Source organism: Aurantiacibacter flavus, from assembly GCF_039710615.1.
In the GTDB taxonomy this organism is placed as follows: Bacteria; Pseudomonadota; Alphaproteobacteria; order Sphingomonadales; family Sphingomonadaceae; genus Alteraurantiacibacter; species Alteraurantiacibacter flavus.
The window spans coordinates 1-4,868 of the sequence record NZ_JBDLBR010000018.1 but is presented as its reverse complement, the minus strand read 5'-3'; the positions used below and the strand labels follow the sequence as shown (position 1 = coordinate 4,868).

Genomic DNA, 4,868 nt, shown 5'->3' with positions numbered 1-4,868 from the left:
TATTCAGGATGACAGTCATGGCTGGGGTGGCGGCTATGGCGGCACCGACACGCTGCAGTTCGGCGCCGGGATCGATCCGGCCGACGTAATCGTCACCCAGGCGAACAACGGCAACGACTATGTGCTGTCGATCATCGGCACGACCGATAAGGTGACGCTGTCCGAAGCGAAATCCAACAACGCCGCAGCGATCGAAAACGTCGTTTTTGCGGACGGTACGATCTGGTCCAAAAGCGATCTGCTCCCCATGTCGAGCCAGCAAAGTGCGGCAATGCAATCGTCGTCCGCTCTTTCGAGCTTCGCCGCACTCGCCTCGGACGGGGGCATGGAACAGCCGCTGGAAGTCCGGTCGGCGCAAGGCGGTGGCGTCGATCCGACCCCGGAGCTTTCGCGGAAGCTGACCATGATACGAGACGATATGGGCGCCTTCGGCGGCGGGGGTGAACTTTCCCCTATGCCCCTGTTCCAACAGGCCGACCCTCTACCGCAACTCTACGCATAAAGGCTGTTTCAGAAAGCACGATGGAATCCGGAACCGTATTTGCCCAAGATGTGACGGGTAGCGTCTTTAGCCTGACGAAACCGTATGGAAGGTCCTGAACGGCAGCCGTCGGCGCTGCCGGCCGACACCGCATTGGCGTGCTTCGTTCTGCTGGCGCAATTCCTTGGTGTGCCCGCAGATGCCGCGCAGATACACCACGATCGCGGTCAGGGCGACGAACCCTACGCATTCGGCGATCTCATCCGTATTGCCAAGAAGCTGGGGCTGATGGCGCGCAGCAAGGTGGCAGAGGTAGAGGATTTACCCAAGCTGCCGCTGCCGGCGCTGGTACGACTGACCCATGGAGAAACCGCAATTCTCCTGAAGATAGACGACAGGTCGGATACGGGCATGCGGTATCTTGTGGTGCGCGCAGGGGAGCAGCGGCCCGAAATATGGTCTGAGGAACAAGTCCGCGCGGAGATGGTGCCGAAAAGCGGCAGGATCGACCTGCTGCTGATGACCAGTCGCGAGCATATCGCCGGGTCGAAGCGCGCCTTCGATGTCAGCTGGTTTATTCCTGCGCTGGTCAAATATCGCAAACCCTTGCGCGATGTCCTGCTGGGCAGTTTCTTCCTACAATTGCTCGGGCTCGTTTCTCCGATCTTCTTTCAGCTGGTGATCGACAAGGTCTTGGTACATCAATCGATGACGACGCTCGATGTGCTCGCCATCGGCCTTGCCACCGTCCTCGTATTCGAGACGATGCTTTCGGGCCTGCGGAACTGGCTGTTCGCCCACACCACCAACCGCGTCGATGCCGAATTGTCCGCCGCGCTTTTCCGCCACCTCGTCGCACTCCCGCTCTCCTATTTCGAAGCGCGGCGGGTCGGCGACAGCGTGGCGCGCGTGCGCGAGCTGGAGAACATCCGCAACTTCCTGACAAGCAATGCCGTCACCGTGCTGATCGATCTGTTCTTCACAATCGTGTTCTTCCTCGTGATGTATCTCTATTCGCCCACGCTCACGCTGATCGTGGCGCTGACCATTCCAGTCTATATCGCGATATCGGTTCTCATCACGCCGCCGCTGCGCGCCAGGCTGGACGAGAAGTTCAAGCGCGGGGCCGAAAACCAGGCTTTCTTGGTGGAGACCGTCACCGGAATCGGCACGCTCAAGGCCATGGCCGTCGAACCGCGTATGCGCGACCGATGGGAGAAGCAGTTCGCCGGCTATATCAAGACGGGCTGGGACGTCACCGTACTGTCCACCTGGGGCAGCCACCTGATTCAGCTCGTGTCCAAGCTGACGACGGTGGCGATCCTGTTCTTCGGCGCCAAGGCGGTTATCGAAGGCGAACTCTCGGTAGGCAGTCTGGTGGCGTTCAACATGCTGTCGGGGCGCGTCGCCCAGCCGGTCCTTCGTCTCTCGCAATTGTGGCAGGATTTTCAGCAGGTGCGCATTTCGGTCGACCGGCTGGGGGATATCCTCAATGCGCCGGCGGAACCGGAGCACAATCCCAACCGTGCAAGCCTGCCGCCGATCAAGGGGCGGGTGGAGTTTGACAAGGTTCGCTTCCGCTATCGCCCCGACGCACCCGAAGCATTACGCGGGGTGACGCTCGATATTCCACCGGGCGAGATGATTGGCATCGTCGGCCCCTCCGGGTCGGGCAAGTCCACGCTGACCAAGCTGGTGCAACGGCTCTACGTGCCCGAGCAAGGCCGCGTGCTGGTGGACGGAACCGATCTGGCACTGGTAGATCCGGCCTGGCTGCGACGCCAGGTTGGCGTGGTGCTGCAGGAGAACATCCTGTTCAATCGCAGCGTGCGCGAGAATATTGCGCTGAGCAATCCGACATTGCCGATGGAGCGGGTGATCGCCGCGGCTGAGCTCGCCGGGGCGCACGAATTCATACTCTCTCTCTCGCATGGCTACGACACGGTAATCGAGGAACGCGGCGCCAATCTGTCCGGCGGCCAGCGCCAGCGCCTGGCGATCGCCCGCGCGCTGATTACCGACCCGCGAATTCTGATCCTGGACGAAGCAACCAGCGCGCTCGACGCCGAGAGCGAGGAGATCATCCAGAACAATCTCGGCCGCATTGCGAAGGGACGCACGGTGATCATCATCGCGCACCGGCTCTCCGCGGTTCGCCCGTGCAATCGCATCATTACGGTTGAGCAGGGAGAGATCACCGAGGCTGGCACGCATGACGAATTGCTCCGCGCAGGCGGGCGCTACGCACAACTCCACGCAAAACAGACGGGTCTGGCCAGCGCATGAGTAAGCTCACCGATCGATTCCCGGCTTTTGCCCGGCATCTCACTGTCCTGCGCGAGAGCTGGCATGCGCAGAATCTTGCCGACATGGCATTTCGCCCTCGCAAGGAGCACGAATTTCTTCCCGCAGCGTTGGAGATTATCGAGAAACCGCCGAGCCCTGGAATGCGCTGGCTTCTGCATCTCATTTGCGCCCTATTCGTTCTGACGCTGCTGTGGTCGGTGCTTGGCCAGGTGGACGTCGTAGCCGTGGCTACGGGCCGGATCGTGCCCGGTGGCAAGGTCAAGGTGGTACAGCCGATCGAGATCGGCGCGATTCGTGCCATTCATGTCGCCAACGGACAATTCGTGCACCGAGGCGACCTCCTAATCGAACTAGACCCCACTCTGGCGAGCGCGGACGAGGCGCAGAGCGAGCAGAACCTTCTAACCGCGAGGATCGCGCAAGCCCGCAACAATGCATTGCTGACTTATCTGGATGGTCGCGCGGCCCGCTTTGTGGCGCCACCGGGCACCGCTGCAGAGCTGACCGCGACGGAAGATGCGCTCATTCGTTCGACTATTGCGCAATACGAAGCGGAGCGGGCAAGCCTCATACAGCAGCGCGCCGAGAAGGCTGCCGAACTGGTCGGAGCCCATGCGGAAATCGCTAAGTTAGAAGATGCGCTGCCCTACATCGACAGACAATTGGCCGCTCGCGCGGAGCTCACCGAACGTGGTTATTTTGCCAAGCTAAAACTGCTCGAATTTGAGCAGCTGCGGGCGGAGCACCTGCGCTCAATGGAGATCCAGCGCGCTAATGCCGAGCGCGCTCGCGCGGCGATTGGTACGCTTGAGGCAGATCTGCGCTCGTTGCGTGCCGATTTCCGGCGCACGGCGGCGACCGACATGGCCGAGGCCAACGACAAGGGCGGGCTTGCTTCGGAGGAATTGCGCAAGGCCGAGCGCCGCCGGCAATATCAGGAACTGCGCGCGCCTGTGGATGGGGTGGTGCAGCAGCTCACCGTTGCGACCGTGGGCGGAGTGGTCCAACCCGCGCAGGCACTAATGATCATCGTGCCGTGCAGCGCCGCTGATGCCCGTTCGCCGGCCACTTGCAATGCCAACGTAACGGTAGAGGCCTTCGTCCAGAACAAGGATATCGGCGTCGTCGCTAAAGGCCAGCGTGTGGCGGTAAAGCTGGAGGCTTTCAACTTCACGGATTATGGGCTGATCGAGGGAAGGGTGCGCAATATCAGTCGCGATGCGATAGACCAAGATCGCGCGCCCGACGGAGGAAGGCGCGACGGGAGCGATCGCCCGGTAGATGGCGGCCTAGTCTATGCCGCGACGATCGAGCTCTCCTGCAATAACGACGATGCCGCCCTCGACGGCCTGTGCAGCCGGGTCCAGCCGGGCATGGCAGTGCAAGCGGAAATCAAGACAGGACGGCGAAGGATCATCCAGTACCTGTTAAGCCCGATCAGCAAGGCGTTGACCGAGGCTGGGCGAGAGACTTAGCTGACACCTCGAAGCCGCTGATGGCGCACGATGGCCGCGGCCTCGGCGACTTTCACCTCCAATGGCTGCGACGTGACTTACATCGTCCCGGCTCGCGAAGTCTTTTACATCTTGCCGAACGAGTGAAACTGGGGGAGCCTTGCTCCAGCCACGGCAGCTATCGTACTTATGGTGCGCGTCGGGTCTGGCACGACCTTCTCGCAGAACGCTAGCAATGCGGTTCACACAAGATCGAGAGACTGATGCGCGATCAGCGCCTCCGGGCGCGTCCGCGTCGTCAAAGATCAGTGCGAGTGATCCCATCATCGCCAGCGATGTGCTGGATCGCCAGTTCACGACCGACAGGCCCAACAAGAAATGGGCGGCAGACTTTAGCTATATCTGGACCGCCGAAGGCTGGTGGTCTGAGCCCGAAGTTTCTACCAGCTAGGAGTAGAGCCTTGGACCATTTGCACTGCTACCCAACCTTGGACCGCTCTGGCTGCACTGCTACCCAACCTTGGACCGCTCTGGCCTAGAGTTTTCCGCCTTTCCCAGATCCGGTGGGCTGGTCACACCGGCTGAGTTTGCCAGCATGATCGGGGGGATATTCCCGATCGCGCTGT

Annotated in this window: 3 protein-coding genes and 1 pseudogene; all 4 read left to right on the top strand. The window is 61.2% G+C overall.

Features of this window, described 5'->3' with window-relative positions:
* Positions 1-502, top strand: a 502-nt coding sequence (locus tag ABDJ38_RS16860; protein WP_346786296.1) for a calcium-binding protein, incomplete at its 5' end; no start/stop codon positions are given.
* An 84-nt stretch (positions 503-586) separates the two neighbouring features.
* Entirely contained in the window at positions 587-2,767 is a 2,181-nt protein-coding gene (locus ABDJ38_RS16855; RefSeq protein ID WP_346786295.1) for a type I secretion system permease/ATPase, read from the top strand.
* The gene (locus ABDJ38_RS16850; protein WP_346786294.1) at positions 2,764-4,263 is read left to right on the top strand and encodes an HlyD family type I secretion periplasmic adaptor subunit; all 1,500 of its coding nucleotides are present in this window, start codon (positions 2,764-2,766) and stop codon (positions 4,261-4,263) included. Before ABDJ38_RS16855 ends, ABDJ38_RS16850 begins: the two co-directional genes overlap by 4 nt.
* A 155-nt stretch (positions 4,264-4,418) precedes the next feature.
* Positions 4,419-4,663, top strand: a pseudogene (locus tag ABDJ38_RS16845) (IS3 family transposase); the annotation flags it as partial.
* Positions 4,664-4,868: the final 205 nt, after the last annotated feature.